This is a genomic window from Melioribacter sulfuriphilus (assembly GCF_051488685.1).
Taxonomy (GTDB): domain Bacteria; phylum Bacteroidota; class Ignavibacteria; order Ignavibacteriales; family Melioribacteraceae; genus Melioribacter.
In genome coordinates this window covers 267,891-283,067 of sequence record NZ_JBPSEH010000005.1, presented here as the reverse complement: position 1 = coordinate 283,067, position 15,177 = coordinate 267,891, and the positions used below count along the sequence as shown (strand labels likewise).

Sequence of the window (15,177 nt, the reverse complement as noted above, 5' to 3'; positions counted from 1 at the left end):
CTCTTTTTTGTTTATTCTCTTACAACGCTTTTCATTAAAAAGTTTTTAAATTCTGGATAATTTTTCAGAGGTTTCTTTTACATAAATTTTTCCAATAATTTAATAAACGTATTTTTACGAAAAAAAAGGAAAACCAACATGAGAAAAGTTTTAACTGCATTAGTATTCATGATTATGTTATTCAATGTTATCAAAGCACAAAGTGAATTCGAAAAGTTTTTTGAAGACAAAACTATGCGAATCGACTACTATCATACCGGTGATTCAGAACGGGAATTTGTGAGCATCGACCGTATTTATATCTACGGTATCTGGGCGGGCAGCAAATTAAATCTGATTGACGAGTTTAACAACGGGGCATACTATTACAAAATTTACGATGCAAACGACGGCAGATTGCTCTATTCGAAGGGCTTCGACAGCTATTTTAAAGAATACCAGACTACCGATGATGCAGCCTCGGGAATTTTGCGTACGTACCACGAAAGTGCAATTATTCCGGCGCCGAAAAACAAAATTAAATTCGTTCTCGAAAAACGCGATCGATCAAACCAGCTCAAAGAAATATTCAGTACACTAATAGATCCCGACGATGTTACAGTAATAAGAAAAGAATTCTTCGATAGCCAGGCTAAAATTATTAAATCCCACATTGCAAAAGATCCCCATGAATGTCTGGATATTTTGATCTTGGGCGACGGCTACACTAAAGACGAAGAAGAAAAATTTCAAAAAGATCTAAAGCGCTATACAGATTTGATAATGAATTTTTCTCCTTACAATCAATTTAAAGATAAGATCAACTTTACTGGGATTTACAGAGCATCCGAGGAAAGTGGCATCGACGAGCCTGATGCCGGTCAATTCAAAAATAACTTACTCGGCACAACATTTTATTCTCTTGGCTCCGAAAGATATGTATTGACAGAAGACAATAAAACAATGAGGGACCTGGCCGCTCTTGTTCCATATGATGCTATTTATATTATGTGTAACACAGAAAGATACGGTGGGGGTGGTATCTATAATTTTTATTGTACTTTTACATCCGACAACCAATTCAGCGATTATATCTTTCTTCATGAATTCGGACATTCCTTCGGAGGACTTGCCGACGAATATTATACAAATTCGGTAGCATACAACGAATTCTACCCAAAAGATTTGGAGCCTGTCGAACCGAATATAACCCGTCTGCTCGACAAAGAAAATTTGAAGTGGAAATCTCTTGTCACTGCAGGAATCGAATTGCCCACCCCATGGGAAAAAGAAGAATTTGATAAGATGGATTTAAAATGGCAAAAGGAACGCGCTGAGTTAAACAAAAAAATTGCTCAATTAAAGAAAATAAAGGCTCCCGAAAGTGAAATAAAAAAATTGCAGGAAGAATATAATCGGAAGGATAAAGAACACAGTGCTGAAGTTGATCGTTACTTGAGAAACTCAAAATACTGGAATAAAGTTGGTGCATTCGAAGGAGCGGGCTATTCATCAGAAGGAATGTATCGACCAATGCTCGATTGTTTGATGTTTTCTAAAGGCGCTAAACCTTTCTGTAGAGTTTGTGAAGAACATATCAAAAAAGTAATTGGATTTTATACGAACGGCATTGTGAAATGAACTTTTATTAATTGTGCGCGATTTAACAATAATAATTCGAAAGGAAAAATTATGTTGATAGGAAAAAAGATTTTAATGTTTGTCGATGATATTTACGAAGACCTCGAATTGTGGTATCCAAAACTTCGGATGATAGAAGAAGGTGCAGAAGTGGTTGTGGCAGGGCCAGAAGCTGGTAAAACGTACCGAGGCAAAAACGGTTATCCGTGCAAAGCTGACGTATCTTACTACGATGTTGAAGAAACCGATTTTGACGGACTGATCATTCCAGGTGGTTTTGCACCAGATAAACTGAGGCGTGTAGAAAAAGTGATTAGTTTAACGCAACATTTTCATCAAAAGGGAAAACTTGTGGCGCATATCTGTCATGCCGGCTGGATTCCAATTTCTGCAAAAATTATGAAGGGTTTTAGATGCACTTCTACCGTCGGTATTAAAGACGATCTTGAAAATGCAGGCGCTATCTGGGTCGACGAGCCGGTTGTGGTTGACAGAAATATGATATCGAGCCGAAGGCCGGACGACCTCCCTGCATTTTGTAAGGCAATTATCGAATTTATGAACAAGAAATAAAATTATGAATTCCACGGGAGGCGATTCAGATCTAAATTGCCCCCCGACAAAATGCAAACCACTTTTTTACGTTCGAAAAACATTTGATTTTCCCGTATCGCTGCAAGAGTTATTGCAGCCGAAGGTTCGACTATTATTTTCATCCTTTCCCAGATTAGTCTCATCGATTCTATTACAGATTGATCGCTGCAGGTGAATATCCTGTCGACATTATTTCTTATTATATTAAAAGTCCTGTCGCTCAGTTGAGTTAATAAGCCGTCGCAAATTGTTTTCGGATTAACTGACGGATGAATAAATCCATCTCGAATTGAACGGAATGCATCGTCGGCTCCTTCCGGCTCGGCTCCAATTACTTTTGTAGACTTTGAGAAATACTTTGCAGAAAGTGATGTGCCGCTTAACAGGCCTCCACCTCCTACCGGTGCAATTATATAATCTGCATCTTTTACTTCGTCAAATACTTCGAAAGCGCAGGTTGCTTGTCCAGCTATTATCGAATAGTTATCGTATGGATGGATTAATGTTGCGCCAGTTTTAGAGATTACTTCCTCAACTTTTTCAATTCTTGATTTGAGAGTTGGTTGACAAAAGTAAATTTCTGCATTGTATGAGCGCACTGCATCCTTTTTTATTTGAGGTGCCGTTTCAGGCATAACGATATATGCCTTGCTGTTCAGTAGTTTGGCTGATAAAGCCAGTGCTGCTGCGTGATTGCCCGAAGAATGCGTCGCTACGCCCTTTTTTAATTCATCCCTGTTTAATGATCTCAAAGTGTAATATGCACCTCTAAATTTAAAGGCGCCAGCTTTCTGAAAATTTTCGCATTTGAATAAAATCGTGCATGCGAACATTGAATTTATAGCCGAAGAAGAAAGAATCGGAGTCCGGTGAGCTTTCTCCTTGATTATATTTGCAGCGTTAATAATATCTTCTTTCGATGGAATTTCCTTTAGCAAGCTTATCTCCTTTTTATATTCTGCCAGAAAAATCGCGAGTGCTTCTGTGCCATCTCAAATATCGATTTGTCGATAGGAAGCACTGTCATCTTTTCAAGTCGAATGAAAAATAAAGGCGTCAGATATTCTTCAGTAAGCAGCTCAACTTCGTTTTCAATTAAATTGTTCTTCTTCATTTCTGTCAGAATTAATTTAACTATTTTTCTTGTCTCTTCGAAAAGAATTGATATTGAAATTTTCAGTCCATCAATATTCCTGAAATGTTCGGAGAGAATAAGCCGTGTAAATTGTACTTCTTCGGGCGAAGACCACTTCTTTAGCAGCTCTTCGGAAAAGTCTACAAAGAAATCGACAGGCTCAGATAATTTGTCGAGCAGTTCTTCATTGAGTATTTCTCTTGCTGAATTGAGAGCAGAATAATTTTTAATTAGCTCGGTTAATATTTCGTCTTTGGAGCGGAAATGGTTATAAATGGAGCTCTACCTTATGCCTGCTTCTGCTGCAATTTGTCTGACAGATGTGGCAGCAAATCCATAATCAGAAAACAATTTTAATGATACAGAAATTATTTTTTCGCGTGTTTTCATAATACGAACGTTCGTTAGTATAAATATAATGATTTTTTATTTGACTTCAAGATATTGATATGATATCTTTGTGATATCATTTTAAGGAGGGAATATGGAAAAAGTAGTCGAAAAAAACGGATTTAAAATTAATGGTTATTTAATGGTTTTAATTTATCTGGCTTTATTGTTAATTACTTTGTTAGTAATTGGAAGTTATGCCAGACATCCAGAAGAAGAAAAACTTTTAGCATTCATTTTGTTGGCAATTGTTGATGTGATTTATCCATTGGGATTTATTATTATTCAGCCGAACGAATCGAAGGTACTGATTTTGTTCGGGAAATATACCGGTACAGTAAAAAATTCGGGCTTCTGGTGGGTAAATCCATTGTCTGTAAAAAAGAAAGTATCGCTGAGGATTCACAATTTTAACAGCGACGTTATAAAAGTGAATGACCTCGACGGAAATCCAATTGAAATTGCAGCGGTAATTGTATGGCGGGTTGTCGACTCGGCACGCGCCATTTTCGACGTCCAGAATTACGAACAATTCGTTGCAATACAGAGCGAGACCGCCATAAGAACTCTGGCAACCGAATATTCATACGACAGCGGCGATGAAAATATAATGTCCTTGCGCACGAGTCAAAACGAAATTTCCGAACGATTAAAGACTCATATACAACAGCGACTCGAAATTGCGGGGGTAGAAATTCTCGAAGCACGAATAAGCCACCTGGCATATGCACCTGAAATTGCACAGGCAATGCTCCGCCGTCAGCAGGCTCAAGCAGTTGTTGCAGCTCGCCAGAAAATTGTCGAAGGTGCCGTCGGTATGGTCGATATGGCTCTTAAAACTCTGAGCCAGCAACAGATAGTACAACTCGACGAAGATAAAAAAGCAACAATGGTTAACAATTTGATGGTAGCCCTTGTATCAGAAGTGCAGGCTCAACCTGTCATTAATACGGGAACACTCTATCAATAAAAAATTATGACGAAAAAAGAATATAAATTTGAAAAAGGAATGCGCTTTACCGTTAATCAGCAGTCGGTTATTAATAGAAATCTTGAAATTAAACTTGAAGAAGAATTAATAGCAGGGCTCAAAAGAACGGGTTTTCTTAAGAACAATTTTCTGTTAGAAGGAAAATGGGGCGAGTGGGAGTTTTACAGGGAAAGTATCTGGAAAAGTGACATCTCTATTCGACCATATGGCTTTGATTTGCCAACGGCTTTTTTTTATAAAGAATTTTTTAAGAATAAAGGTACTCTCAAATTACCAATGGGTCTTCACTTTTCTATCGCATTGAATCCATTCAAAAAGTATGATGAACTGTTTTATGGTAATGACAAATTGGTTTTATATAAACAAAACATTAGTCTTAAAAGCAAGAGCATTGATATAATAATTACAAATGCAAGCGAAAAGATTAATAAGAATCCGTGGGTTGTAGCATTTCCTGTTTATCTAATTCATGCATTTAAAAGTAATTTTTAATATGGCAGACAAAAAGAAATTTTTACTTCGTATAGACGAAAAAATTTATGAAGCTTTAGAAAAATGGGCGGCAGACGATTTAAGAAGCATCAATGCACAAATTGAATTTCTTCTGAAAGAAGCATTACGAAAGAATAATCGTCTTAAGGAAATTAGCAATAATAATGAAGCAATTACTGATACAAAAACAGAAAAATAGAAGGGTTTATGAAAAAAATATTATTTGCATTGATGATGTGCTATTGCGGATTAAATGCACAATTCGAAAATATCAATTATGATTCGTACTGGCAGGGTAAACTGAATTTCGGTCAAACAGCTCTTAACGTAGTCCTGAAAATTTTTGCAACCAAAGAAGGAAAGCTTGCTGCACATCTGGATAGCCCAAATCAGGGCGTGGTAAATATGCAGGTTACAGAAATATACATAAGCAGCGATAGTCTTAAATTTTCGGTTGCATCAATAGGTGCGTCGTTCAAAGGGGCATTCGAAAAAGAAGGAAAAAAAATAACAGGAATTTTCAGTCAGTCTGGTTATAATCTTCCCTTGATACTTGAAAAAACTGAAGGAATAGCCGAATTAAGACGACCACAGAATCCTGAAAGACCATTTCCTTATATTGAAGAGGAAGTAACATTTTTAAACCCTTACGACGATATTAAATTAGTAGGAACATTAACATTGCCTTCCGGAAAAGGTAAATTCCCTGCGATTGTTTTAATTTCCGGTTCCGGACCGCAGGACAGAGACGAAACAATTTTCAGTCATAAACCTTTTTTAATTATTGCCGATTATCTTACACGAAATGGTATTGCAGCATTGAGATATGACGATCGCGGCGTGAATAAATCCGGTGGTAATTTTTACACAGCTACAACTGAAGATTTTATGAAAGATGCAGTTGCTGCAGTCGAATATCTCAAAACAAGGAACGAAATTGACCACGAAAAGATCGGATTGGTTGGTCACAGCGAAGGAGGTTTAATTGCTCCAATGGTTGCTGCTTCTTCTGATGATGTCAAATTTCTTGTGCTGCTCGCTCCTCCTGGAATTCCGGGTAAGGATTTGATTCCGCTTCAAACTGAATTAATAATGAAAACCCAGGGTATCGACAGTCTTACAATTTCCCGCACAGTTTCAGAAATGAAAATTGTTTTTGAAATTATTACTAATAACTCAGACAGCTTAGTTGTTTACAATAAATTGAAGGAATTATACCAGAAAGAGATTGAAGCGTTGCCGGAAGAGGTGAAAAAGAAACCCGAATACAGTTTCGACGAATTTGATCGAAAAGCAAAGAACTATTTGAGTCCCTGGTTCAGGTTTTTCTTAAAATACGATCCAGCGTGGGCACTTGAAAATGTAAAGATTCCTATTCTTGCACTTTGGGGCAGTAAAGACCTTCAAGTTCCTGCAAGAGAAAATATGACGGCACTAATAAAAGCGCTGGAAGCTGCTGGCAATAAACAATTTAAAACCGTCGTGTGCGACGATTTGAATCATCTTTTTCAAAAATCGATAACTGGTCTGCCACTTGAATATGGTTCTATAGAAGAGACAATTTATATGCCCGCGCTTGAGATGATAAAAGATTGGATTAAAAAAACTGTAAATCAATCCGCCGGGTTGAAGTGAACATTCCGGCGGTCTTAAAAATGAAATTATAAATTAACAGTAGCCATTAGATAATACCACGAAGATAAATCATTGCCACGCAATCTTTCGAATATCTTGCTAGGATTAAACAGAGAAGCACCTGCCTGAAAATCGACATATTCATTGTATTTATAATTAAACGTCAAATCTGCTTCAGAACCGAATTCGTTGGAAGTCCCGCCCGAATAAACATAATCTTCGACAGAGCGAAAAATGTGGTAATTAAAGGCAATGCTTAGAGCCCTTATTGGTTGGATGCTACATTTAACTGCTATATCAAGTATTCCAAGATTATATGTATCGTTGTTCAGGTTGACAAAGTAGTCCATGAAACCGAAAAATTTATGTCCGGTTGGATAGACTGAGGTATACGCTTTGTATTCGTTGTCGAGAGGATTGTCGTCTCCACTTGCATAGTCTAATTGAAATCCGAGAGATGGTTTTAATGAATGACTAAAATTATAATTCGTGTTGATCGAAAAAGTCATCGCATTAAGATCTTGTTCTCTGCCGTTTACAAGTGCAGAGCCTGTCTGGAATCCGAAATCAATTTCATGTTGAAAATTTTTCAGGTTACCAGCAATATAGAATCCAAGAGTTGCCCTGTCGAGATAATTTGTTGGATTAACTCTCTGCCAGATCACAAAGGGTTGAATTTTGTACGATTCGAAAAGAAACAAATCGGTCATCAATGCATAAATATTCTGATCAAGAGAGTCGCCTACGTTGAATTTCTCGAACTCTCTTACAGCTATTAAATCTGCATTAAGTAGAGAGCTTTTGAAGGTTAATACGCCGCCGTCAAACGAACGACCAACATTATGCCAGTCGACAGGTCCTAAAAATCTTTCCGAGCCATATTTTAATTCCATTCTGCCGACTTTAATGTCAACCGGTAAATCGAAAAAGTTATTAATTTTGAAATAAGCTTGGTGAAGATCAAGATTGTTTGAATTACTCAATGTTGAGATTTCTTCTCCAAAAATTCTGGAGTCTTGCAATTGAATGTAAGCACTCATGTCCTTGGAAACATTGAATTTCAGTCCAAGTCGCGTTCTCAATGCTGTAAAAGTATTTGGATTTGTAGACGAATTGAAATCTTTGTTGTCAATTTCAAAGCGTGGACGTAACTGGAAATCGAGTTTGTAAATACTTTGAGCATTTAGGATGATAGGAAGCGCAAGAAGTAGTGATAGAATTTTTTTCATGTTAATGCTCCTCAATTTTGATGAATTGATAAAAGAGCGGATAAGTCCGCTCTTCATAAATTAGTATTTCTTTAAAGTTCCCTGTCGTTTTTTAGCTTCGCTATCCCACTTAACTGCTGTGGTTTTCAGAAATTCTTTTTTGTCTGCTTCGAGTGCATTGATGTCGAGACCGATATATTTTTGTGCTTTTTCTTTTGTTGAGATGTCGGGTAATTCAACCGGATAGTTCACGCCGTGTTTAATCAGAACAGCAGCAATTTCTCTGCGAGCTTCTTCGGCTTTTTGAATTGCAGTCCCAAGAACTCTTAGTGCTTCAACAGGCGAATGGAAACCCATTGCGTTTGCAGCTGCAGTCCAGTCCCATCTCCATTGTGCGTGCCTGATAAGTTTGAGAGCCTTCTTCATTTCCGATTCGGTTGCTCCGTTATCCCATGCAATTTTAGCCTCAATGTGTGCAGCTGCAAGGGCTTTCTCGGCATATCTTCTTAATTCGTGAATTCTGTCCTGGCGGTCGTAAACATTTTTAATCAAACTTTCGGTTTTTTCCCTGTGGCATACCTGACAGGAATTTTCCACATTGTTTAAAGGACTTTGAATGTGGTGGTCTGTAAATTTAACTCCTCCTTCGGTTTTGTAAGGCATATGGCAATCGGCGCATGAAACACCTCTTTCGGCATGAATACCTGTCATATAAAGCTCGTAATCGGGGTGTTGTGCTTTCAACATCGGTGCCTTACTAAGTGCATGTGTCCAGTCGGAAAATTCGATTTCATCATAGTATTTTTCCATATCGTCCACACTGAATCCTTTATCCCACGGAAATGTCAGATACTGTGCGCCTTCCACTTTTGTTTTGTCAAAATAGTATTCAACATGACATTGAGCGCACACAAGCGAACGCATCTCGTTGTGACTAAAGCTTTTGATGTCTTTGCCCTGGCGTTGGAAAGCTTCGATAAGAGCTGGTCTTGTAATTCTTAAATCCATAGTTTTTGGATCGTGGCAATCCTGGCAACCAATTGGATTTACGAATTCATGTCCTTTTTCGATCCAGCTCCCTTTATAAAACTCGGCAACTCCATCTCTTGCCATAACACGCGGTACATCAGTACTTTTACATGTCCAGCAAGTCGAGGGCATCGGACTGACTTTATTACCGCCGGTACGCAATGTATTGCGAATATCTTTAATTGCGTAGGCATGTCCTCTTGGAGTTTCATAATCTTTTGAGAAACTATAACCCGCCCACATAATTACAAGCTCGGGTGATAATTCGAGATAATCGCGCGTAACGGATCCGGCGTATTTGCTGGCAAAATTTGTATCGAGTGTCTTTAGATAAGTTTCATATTCACGTGGGTAATTTTCTCCCCATACTTCATTGCGGGGCTCCCACTCCGCTATCGGCTTTACTACTTGCAGAGTGAACGATTCGCTTCTCCTTTCGATTATAGAAGAAGCAAAAAGTCCAATAAAAAATACTACAACAACGGTTGCAAAAAAGATTAACCATGCTACCCATGGTTTTGCTTTGATTATTTCCTGAATTGGTCTCATTTTGTTCCCCGTTTTTATTTTATAATTTCTTTTTCATTAAAAATCCATTCGGCGACAGGTTTTAATTTTGGTACGCGCGCATAAGGTGTAGACGAAAGGCTGTGTATCTTGCCATGAGGAGTTTCCCGATGGCATTCCCAACAGTATCGCTCTGTCTGGTCGGCAACGCTTCGGTTATTGATAGCTCTCAGGGCAATTGGATGAATTTGATTAGTATGACACCGAATACAATTTTCCTGAACGGCATTTTTACCCGCTTCTTTTATTTGAATAACCTGTGGTTCCATTCTAAGAGTAAAAATTGTAGCATGTCGTAAACCGTCGTTTGCTTTGAACCAGAGTTTTTCAAAAATATTTTCTTGAGGCACATGACAATCGTTGCACGTCGCAACCCTTGCGTGACTTCCTCTTTGCCAGGTAGCATATTCGGGATTCATAACGTGGCAATTGACACATACTTTTGGGTCGTCAGATAAATATGATATCGCGTTGGAAACATAAAGAATATGAAAACCAAGCCCTGTCAGTATACCAAGTAATAAAATTACCGGAAACTTCCAACTGTCTGGTGGACTCAATATCTCGATAATTTTTTTAAAAAACGACTTTCTTTCGGCGTTCATTTATCTGCTCCACTTTCTGATTCTTTATTTAGTTTTTCAATGTCTGCAGTACTTGTAGGGTGACCTAAATTTTCGATTTGTTCGTGAAGAATAATATATTCCTTTCGAGAAATATTATTTTTCCAGTGCCCAGTAAGAAATCCAATTCCAGTAATGGCAATATATGTACTAATAATGGCTATTACCACTAATTTTTTAGAAATTTTTTTGTTAACTATTTTTGTTTCTACAAACAAAGTGTCCGCAACTGGACATGCGTCTATGCAATTCATGCACATCGAACATTCATCCGAACGGACAGTATCAACCTTGTCGACTTTAATAAAAGAAGGACATGCTTTTGCGCATAATCCACAATCGATACAACTTTTGGCTTCTCTTTTTATTTTAAGAGGGCTCAAGAATGAAACTAACCCTAGCAAGGCTCCATAAGGACAGAGATATCTGCACCAGAAATTCCTTATAAATATCGATAGTATAAACAAAAGAGCAATTACGATTAACGAGAATCTACTTATATGGGCGAAGAAGTAGTACATTTTTACGTCGGCCATAAGATTGTAAGGGCTGTCGAGAAACGACTTGAGTGCAGTGATAGTCATAGAAAAAAAGATGGCATAAACAAAAAAGCCGAGTAGTAGATATTTTAGTGAACGAAGAGGGTAGTCGATGAATTTTGGTAATTTAATGCGTCTTTTGAATAATTTGTACCATATTTTTTCGCCAAATTCTCCGATTGTCTCAGAAAGGAAACCAATCGGGCAAAGCCAGCTGCAAAATGATTTACCGGCAATTAATGAGACTCCAACAATGGCAAGAAATATAAAAAATCCAGCAGGGTGTGCAGGATGAATTTCACCTGTTACGAAAAAATAATAAACACTCATTAAAGCACTAATTGGAAGAAAGCCCTCAACTCCAGGAGGTCGATACGACACGAGATCTGGATTGCCATATTCGAGAGACTTTACGAATAATGTAAACTCAATTCCGATCCAGATGCATAGTAGTGCAAAGAGTGCTTGAATGGCAAATCTATATTTTTGAATTGCTTTTTCGGTGTTCCGTATTATTTTATTTTTTCCTTTCATTGGGAGCCTTTCAATATGTAAACAGACTATAAATTCCGATAATAAAATTATAGTTTGTATCAGGAATAGTCAAATTAAATCATAATAAAATAGATATTTTATCCTTGACATAAAGAAAATAAGTGAATATATTTAAACAGAATTAATAATCTGATTAAAATGTTATTAAACAATAAAATAAAATACGGAATTAAAGTGTTGTTCTTTTTTACAGAAACTGGGGAAAATATATTGTATACGGCGAAGGAAATAGCAAAAAGACTTAATATCCCCAAAGAATTCATTTCAAAAATAATGCAGAGCCTGGCTCACGAGGGAATATTAAATTCAAAAAAAGGTAAGGGCGGGGGGTTTTATCTAGCTGTAAATCCTTCAGAATTAAGCTTTGAAAGGGTTTTTCGAGTGCTCGGTTATGATGAAAATATAAGCGATTGTATCTTTGAAATGAAAGACACCTGCAAACGTAATATTTGTCCTTTTTGTAACAATTGGAAAACTTTTTTAAAAGAGTTTAACGAAGCATTGAGAAACTATTCGATAAGCGGTAACGAAGTGAGTAAATAAAATTTTTTATTTTATAATCGGACACAATATACTTAATTAAGGAGGCTTTATGATAAATAAACTATTAGATTCCCCTGTCGGAGATATTGTAAAAGAAAATATTCAAGTTGCCGATCTTTTTGAAAAATATTCGATTGATTATTGTTGTGGTGGCAGTAAACTATTAAAAGATGCTTTGGATGAAAAGAAAATTGACCATAACGCTTTTCTTCATGAATTAAAAAATTATGTTAATAAAAAAACGCAGCAATCTGATAACTATAATGATCTTGAACTCGACACACTTTGCGAGGTTATTGTAAATAAACATCATAACTATATACGATCGTCAGTGCCTGAAATTGAAAGTTTGCTATTAAAAGTAATAAATGCACATGGTGGCAAATACCCGTTTCTTGAAATTATAAACAATCTGTTTGCTGAACTCTCGAAAGAACTAATGAGCCATCTGCTTAAAGAGGAGCGAGTATTATTTCCTCTTATACGTTACTTAGTGAATACAAAAAAAGCGGGTGAAAAACCGAAAACAAAAGGTTACGGTACGATAAAAAATCCAATCTCTCAAATGATTCGCGAGCATGACAACGCAGGTAACATAATTGAAAATATCGCTACCACAACGAGTGGCTATAACCTGCCAAAAGATGCGTGCGTTACTTTTTCTCTTCTTTATGAAAAATTAAAAGAGTTTGAAAAAGATTTACACATTCATGTTCATCTGGAAAATAATATTTTATTCACCAGAGCCATTGAACTGGAAAATTCAATAATAAACAAGGAGTAAAAAATGAAAAAAAATGATTTTTGCATTCATAATGTATTTTTTATTGGTTTTTACATATTGCAGCTCAGAAGAAGGCGACAAGACAAATAGAAATGTGAACGAAAAACTGGCCGCAAAATTTGGGCTGACGGTCTTTGAATACGAAAACGGTATCGGTCCAATTAAGGAAAAAATCAATATACCAGAGCAAATCAATCAGATAATGGCAGAAAGCGGAAAGGAAATATTTGAAGCAAAATGTACTCAGTGTCATAAATTAAACGAGCGATATACAGGTCCAGCCTTGGGAGATGTTACCCAAAGGCGCTCACCGGAATATATAATGAATATGATCCTAAATCCAACTGAAATGACGCAGAAACATCCCGAAGCTAAGAAGCTACTTGGGTTGTATGCGACTCAGATGACGTTCCAGAATGTAACCCAAGAAGATGCAAGAAAGATTCTTGAATATCTACGCTCCGTTTCAAATTAATTCATAGGAGAGAGCTATGAAATCACAAAAAAAATTATCCTTTTTTCTTTTAATGATTATAATAGCAGTTGTTCTTAACAATTGTACCCCCTCGAATAAGGGAGGCGATTTTGACGGGGCGGCTTCGAAAGTTTATGTTGCGCCGGGAAAATATGACGAATTTTATGCTTTTATGTCGGGGGGATTTAACGGACAATTGTCTGTTTATGGATTACCTTCTGGCAGACTTTTTAAGATTATAAGCGTTTTTTCGCAGAATCCTGAAACCGGATACGGATTTTCTGAAGAAACAAAACCAATGCTAATGACTTCATACGGTTTTATTCCCTGGGACGATGCACATCATCCAGAATTATCTCAAACAAACGGCGTTCCCGACGGCAGATGGATTTTTATTAACGCTAACAATACGACCAGAGTGGCAAGAATAGATCTGTCGTCTTTTGAAACGTCGGAAATTATCGAAATTCCCAATTCTGCCGGAAATCATGGGTCGCCATTCGTTACTGAAAATACAGAGTATCTAATTGCCTCTACGCGCTTTAGCGTTCCAGTTCCAAATAGAGATGTGGCTATCAATACGTACAAAGAAAACTTTAAAGGGACACTTTCTTTTATTAAAGTCGACCCCGAAAAAGGTAATATGGATATTGCATTTCAGATTCTCGTCCCCGGTTTTGATTATGACCTTGCGCATGCTGGCAAAGGTCCTTCTCACGGATGGGCTTTTTTTACTTCATATAATAGCGAGCAGGCAAATACACTTCTTGAAATAAACGCTTCGCAAAACGACAAGGACTTTATTGCCGCTGTAAATTGGAAACTTGCGGAAAAATATCTTGCAGAAGGGAAAGCTCAAAAAGTTAGTACGGAGTACTACCATAACTATTTCGATGAAGAGAAACAGCATGCTTTTTCGGAGAAAAAATCGAGCGTATATGTTCTGAATCCCAAAGATTGTCCTGATCTCATTTATTACTTGCCCACACCTAAATCGCCGCATGGCGTTGACGTTGATCCGAGTGGCGAATATATCGTTGCAGGAGGCAAACTTGCAACCGTAATTCCTGTTCATTCATTTTCGAAAATGCTTGAAGCAATAAAAAATAAAGAGTTCGATGGCGAAATTGACGGTATACCGATTCTTAAATATGAATCGGTTGTTGCCGGAGAGGTGGAAAACCCGGGATTAGGACCGCTCCATACTGAGTTCGACGGAAAAGGCTACGCTTATACTTCAGCATTTATTTCTTCTGAAATCGTTAAGTGGAAACTCGGTACCTGGGAAGTAGTTGACAGAATTCCGACTTATTACTCGATCGGTCATCTTATGATTCCGGGAGGAGATAGCAAGAAACCGTGGGGTAAATACGTCGTGGCTTTGAACAAAATTACTAAAGACAGATACCTGCCCACAGGTCCTGAACTGTGCTAGTCAGCTCAATTAATCGATATTTCAGGAGATAAAATGGAACTTCTGCTCGATTTCCCAACTGTCGGTGAACCGCATTATGCCCAGGCAATACCTGCTGATATTTTAGTGGAGAAAAACAAGAAAATTTATGAACTCGAGAAAAATTCCCATCCCAATAAAACGGCGAATGAAAAAGAAGCCAGAGTGGAAAGAAAGGGAAATGAAGTTCATATTTATATGACCGCTACAAGAACTCATTTTAAGCCGGATAATATAGAAGGTGTCAGGGTTGGTGATAAAGTTTATTTCCACATCACAAATCTTGAACAGGACTGGGACATACCGCATGGTTTCGCAGTGAAAGGACTGAACAACTCAGAACTGTTGATTATGCCCGGTCAAACAAAAACAATCGTATGGAATCCCAGACAAGCAGGCATATATCCCTTTTATTGCACCGATTTTTGCTCGGCTCTTCACCAGGAAATGCAGGGGTATATTAGAGTTTCGGGCGCGGGAAGCAATACTAAGTTAATCTATAATTAAAGTATTTAGGCGGGCTGACTCTGAAATATCAGCCCGC

16 protein-coding genes and 1 pseudogene are annotated in these 15,177 nt (G+C 37.5%); 11 read left to right on the top strand and 6 right to left on the bottom strand.

Annotation, left to right across the window (positions count from 1 at the left end; genetic code table 11):
* The first annotated feature begins 138 nt into the window (after positions 1 to 138).
* Together ACSSV9_RS09025 and ACSSV9_RS09020 are read left to right on the top strand one after the other, a co-directional pair.
* Positions 139 to 1,620: a M64 family metallopeptidase gene (locus tag ACSSV9_RS09025; protein WP_437346922.1), complete on the top strand. Its 1,482-nt coding sequence runs from the start codon at positions 139 to 141 to the stop codon at positions 1,618 to 1,620.
* Positions 1,621 to 1,671: 51 nt separating this feature from the next.
* Positions 1,672 to 2,193 carry a type 1 glutamine amidotransferase domain-containing protein gene (locus ACSSV9_RS09020; RefSeq protein ID WP_437346921.1) on the top strand — a complete coding sequence of 174 codons (522 nt, stop codon included), beginning with the start codon at positions 1,672 to 1,674 and terminating at the stop codon, positions 2,191 to 2,193.
* A 2-nt stretch (positions 2,194 to 2,195) separates the two neighbouring features.
* On the opposite strand, the gene ACSSV9_RS09015 is transcribed toward ACSSV9_RS09020, so the two are convergent.
* The gene (locus tag ACSSV9_RS09015; RefSeq protein WP_437346920.1) at positions 2,196 to 3,152 is read right to left on the bottom strand and encodes a pyridoxal-phosphate dependent enzyme; all 957 of its coding nucleotides are present in this window, start codon (positions 3,150 to 3,152) and stop codon (positions 2,196 to 2,198) included.
* A gap of 102 nt (positions 3,153 to 3,254) precedes the next feature.
* Between ACSSV9_RS09015 and ACSSV9_RS09010 the strand changes: the two genes are divergently transcribed.
* Positions 3,255 to 3,572, top strand: coding sequence for a hypothetical protein (locus tag ACSSV9_RS09010; protein WP_437346919.1), 318 nt, complete (start codon positions 3,255 to 3,257; stop codon positions 3,570 to 3,572).
* A gap of 59 nt (positions 3,573 to 3,631) precedes the next feature.
* Here the strand turns inward: ACSSV9_RS09010 and ACSSV9_RS09005 are convergent, their stop codons facing one another.
* Positions 3,632 to 3,739, bottom strand: a complete 108-nt coding sequence (locus ACSSV9_RS09005; protein WP_437346918.1) for a TetR/AcrR family transcriptional regulator — start codon at positions 3,737 to 3,739, stop codon at positions 3,632 to 3,634.
* Between the two features lie 94 nt (positions 3,740 to 3,833).
* On the opposite strand from ACSSV9_RS09005, the gene ACSSV9_RS09000 reads away from it, so the two are divergent.
* Genes ACSSV9_RS09000 through ACSSV9_RS08985 form a run of 4 tightly spaced genes read left to right on the top strand, consistent with a single transcriptional unit; the run spans position 3,834 to position 6,857 of the window.
* Positions 3,834 to 4,709, top strand: a complete 876-nt coding sequence (locus tag ACSSV9_RS09000; protein ID WP_437346917.1) for an SPFH domain-containing protein — start codon at positions 3,834 to 3,836, stop codon at positions 4,707 to 4,709.
* 6 nt (positions 4,710 to 4,715) lie between these two features.
* Complete coding sequence (locus ACSSV9_RS08995) at positions 4,716 to 5,222, top strand: hypothetical protein (RefSeq protein WP_437346916.1); 507 nt, start codon at positions 4,716 to 4,718, stop codon at positions 5,220 to 5,222.
* 1 nt (position 5,223) lies between these two features.
* Positions 5,224 to 5,421, top strand: coding sequence for a type II toxin-antitoxin system antitoxin (locus ACSSV9_RS08990; protein WP_437346915.1), 198 nt, complete (start codon positions 5,224 to 5,226; stop codon positions 5,419 to 5,421).
* Between the two features lie 8 nt (positions 5,422 to 5,429).
* Positions 5,430 to 6,857: an alpha/beta hydrolase family protein gene (locus ACSSV9_RS08985; protein ID WP_437346914.1), complete on the top strand. Its 1,428-nt coding sequence runs from the start codon at positions 5,430 to 5,432 to the stop codon at positions 6,855 to 6,857.
* 26 nt (positions 6,858 to 6,883) lie between these two features.
* On the opposite strand, the gene ACSSV9_RS08980 is transcribed toward ACSSV9_RS08985, so the two are convergent.
* From ACSSV9_RS08980 to ACSSV9_RS08965, 4 genes are read right to left on the bottom strand one after another with little or no spacing between them, the layout of a single operon-like run.
* Positions 6,884 to 8,086, bottom strand: coding sequence for an alginate export family protein (locus ACSSV9_RS08980; RefSeq protein ID WP_437346913.1), 1,203 nt, complete (start codon positions 8,084 to 8,086; stop codon positions 6,884 to 6,886).
* 60 nt (positions 8,087 to 8,146) lie between these two features.
* The gene (gene nrfA / locus ACSSV9_RS08975; protein WP_437346912.1) at positions 8,147 to 9,643 is read right to left on the bottom strand and encodes an ammonia-forming cytochrome c nitrite reductase; all 1,497 of its coding nucleotides are present in this window, start codon (positions 9,641 to 9,643) and stop codon (positions 8,147 to 8,149) included.
* A 14-nt stretch (positions 9,644 to 9,657) separates the two neighbouring features.
* Positions 9,658 to 10,266 carry a cytochrome c nitrite reductase small subunit gene (gene nrfH, locus ACSSV9_RS08970; protein WP_437346911.1) on the bottom strand — a complete coding sequence of 203 codons (609 nt, stop codon included), beginning with the start codon at positions 10,264 to 10,266 and terminating at the stop codon, positions 9,658 to 9,660.
* Positions 10,263 to 11,357, bottom strand: coding sequence for a 4Fe-4S binding protein (locus ACSSV9_RS08965; RefSeq protein WP_437346910.1), 1,095 nt, complete (start codon positions 11,355 to 11,357; stop codon positions 10,263 to 10,265). Before ACSSV9_RS08965 ends, nrfH begins: the two co-directional genes overlap by 4 nt.
* Positions 11,358 to 11,516: 159 nt before the next feature.
* Between ACSSV9_RS08965 and ACSSV9_RS08960 the strand changes: the two genes are divergently transcribed.
* The 4 genes and pseudogenes from ACSSV9_RS08960 (at position 11,517) to nosZ (ending at position 15,140) form a co-directional block, all read left to right on the top strand.
* A complete protein-coding gene (locus ACSSV9_RS08960; RefSeq protein ID WP_437346909.1) occupies positions 11,517 to 11,921 on the top strand; it encodes an RrF2 family transcriptional regulator in 405 nt (134 codons plus the stop codon).
* A gap of 49 nt (positions 11,922 to 11,970) precedes the next feature.
* Positions 11,971 to 12,705, top strand: a complete 735-nt coding sequence (ric, locus tag ACSSV9_RS08955; protein ID WP_437346908.1) for an iron-sulfur cluster repair di-iron protein — start codon at positions 11,971 to 11,973, stop codon at positions 12,703 to 12,705.
* Between the two features lie 13 nt (positions 12,706 to 12,718).
* A complete protein-coding gene (locus ACSSV9_RS08950) occupies positions 12,719 to 13,180 on the top strand; it encodes a c-type cytochrome (RefSeq protein WP_437346907.1) in 462 nt (153 codons plus the stop codon).
* A gap of 16 nt (positions 13,181 to 13,196) precedes the next feature.
* Positions 13,197 to 15,140, top strand: a pseudogene (gene nosZ, locus ACSSV9_RS08945) (Sec-dependent nitrous-oxide reductase).
* The last annotated feature ends 37 nt before the right edge of the window (positions 15,141 to 15,177 follow it).

What these genes read in the sequence shown, in the direction of transcription:
- ACSSV9_RS08985 (WP_437346914.1), top strand. Translation starts at nt 5,430, where the DNA reads ATGAAAAAAATATTATTTGCATTGATGATGTGCTATTGCGGATTAAAT.
- ACSSV9_RS09010 (WP_437346919.1), top strand. Translation starts at nt 3,255, where the DNA reads ATGAAAAATAAAGGCGTCAGATATTCTTCAGTAAGCAGCTCAACTTCG.
- ACSSV9_RS08960 (WP_437346909.1), top strand. Translation starts at nt 11,517, where the DNA reads ATGTTATTAAACAATAAAATAAAATACGGAATTAAAGTGTTGTTCTTT.
- ACSSV9_RS09005 (WP_437346918.1), bottom strand. Translation starts at nt 3,739, where the DNA reads ATGAAAACACGCGAAAAAATAATTTCTGTATCATTAAAATTGTTTTCT.
- nrfH (WP_437346911.1), bottom strand. Translation starts at nt 10,266, where the DNA reads ATGAACGCCGAAAGAAAGTCGTTTTTTAAAAAAATTATCGAGATATTG.
- ACSSV9_RS09000 (WP_437346917.1), top strand. Translation starts at nt 3,834, where the DNA reads ATGGAAAAAGTAGTCGAAAAAAACGGATTTAAAATTAATGGTTATTTA.
- ACSSV9_RS08995 (WP_437346916.1), top strand. Translation starts at nt 4,716, where the DNA reads ATGACGAAAAAAGAATATAAATTTGAAAAAGGAATGCGCTTTACCGTT.
- nrfA (WP_437346912.1), bottom strand. Translation starts at nt 9,643, where the DNA reads ATGAGACCAATTCAGGAAATAATCAAAGCAAAACCATGGGTAGCATGG.
- ACSSV9_RS09020 (WP_437346921.1), top strand. Translation starts at nt 1,672, where the DNA reads ATGTTGATAGGAAAAAAGATTTTAATGTTTGTCGATGATATTTACGAA.
- ACSSV9_RS09025 (WP_437346922.1), top strand. Translation starts at nt 139, where the DNA reads ATGAGAAAAGTTTTAACTGCATTAGTATTCATGATTATGTTATTCAAT.
- ACSSV9_RS08980 (WP_437346913.1), bottom strand. Translation starts at nt 8,086, where the DNA reads ATGAAAAAAATTCTATCACTACTTCTTGCGCTTCCTATCATCCTAAAT.
- ACSSV9_RS08950 (WP_437346907.1), top strand. Translation starts at nt 12,719, where the DNA reads ATGATTTTTGCATTCATAATGTATTTTTTATTGGTTTTTACATATTGC.
- ric (WP_437346908.1), top strand. Translation starts at nt 11,971, where the DNA reads ATGATAAATAAACTATTAGATTCCCCTGTCGGAGATATTGTAAAAGAA.
- ACSSV9_RS08965 (WP_437346910.1), bottom strand. Translation starts at nt 11,357, where the DNA reads ATGAAAGGAAAAAATAAAATAATACGGAACACCGAAAAAGCAATTCAA.
- ACSSV9_RS08990 (WP_437346915.1), top strand. Translation starts at nt 5,224, where the DNA reads ATGGCAGACAAAAAGAAATTTTTACTTCGTATAGACGAAAAAATTTAT.